Annotated in this window: 1 protein-coding gene; it reads right to left on the minus strand. The window is 45.3% G+C overall.

Going from position 1 to position 759, the window contains the following annotated elements; all coding sequences use genetic code 11:
- Positions 1 to 58 precede the first annotated feature (58 nt).
- Positions 59 to 748 carry a radical SAM mobile pair protein A gene (locus tag WMO75_RS19655; protein ID WP_118006333.1) on the minus strand — a complete coding sequence of 230 codons (690 nt, stop codon included), beginning with the start codon at positions 746 to 748 and terminating at the stop codon, positions 59 to 61.
- Positions 749 to 759: the final 11 nt, after the last annotated feature.

The following is a 759-nucleotide window of genomic DNA, read 5'->3' on the forward strand; positions in this document are numbered from 1 at the left end:
AGACTAGACTTAGTCATGATGTTCTTTGTTTCCACCTCACGAATGAGGATTCCATTTATTACTTCTTCCATGATTTCTGTACCTCTAACACTTTATTAAATTCTTCCGGCATTTCCTGAATCATATTTTCATCCCCTATGATAGGGACAAGATCTTCCTTCATAAACACCGGAATGCCGAGCTTATGTGCCTGGTCCGTCAGAGACCATGCCCATTCCGGCTCCGTATGAATCTTCCTACTCTGAGCTCCGGTCATGGTGCCGACAACGATCCAATTGATTCCGGAAAGGTCAACTGTGCCGGGATCGTCGAATAACGGCTCAAAGGTAACATGGTAATGTTTTGCTCTAACGTTTTTCCGAAGGGCGTCGATACGCCACAGTTCTGCTTTTCTCGTCACCGTAATGCCAAACCATGCGTTTTCCAGATCGGTATCAAAATCCAGCAAATCAGGTCGCTTGGTAAGGAACAGGAACTGATGCTGTGGATTTTCACGGATCTTTGCAAATACCTCATCTCTCCATTCCGGCTTCCATCCGGAGAGATCGCTCATCCCAGTAAGAAGAAAGTTCTGCGGACGTTTCTTTTCCATCATCTTGAGCTTACCCGGAAAGAATTCAGGGTCAGCGAAGTCATCAATCATATGCCAGCGTTTCACGTTGTTGCGAGCATAGCAATATGCACACCCCACTGTGCAGCCAATGACGATATTCATGTTCTGAATCTGATCTTTGATACAAATACTCATGACTTCTGCCA

This window comes from Blautia intestinihominis (assembly GCF_040096655.1).
In the GTDB taxonomy this organism is placed as follows: Bacteria; Bacillota; Clostridia; order Lachnospirales; family Lachnospiraceae; genus Blautia_A; species Blautia_A intestinihominis.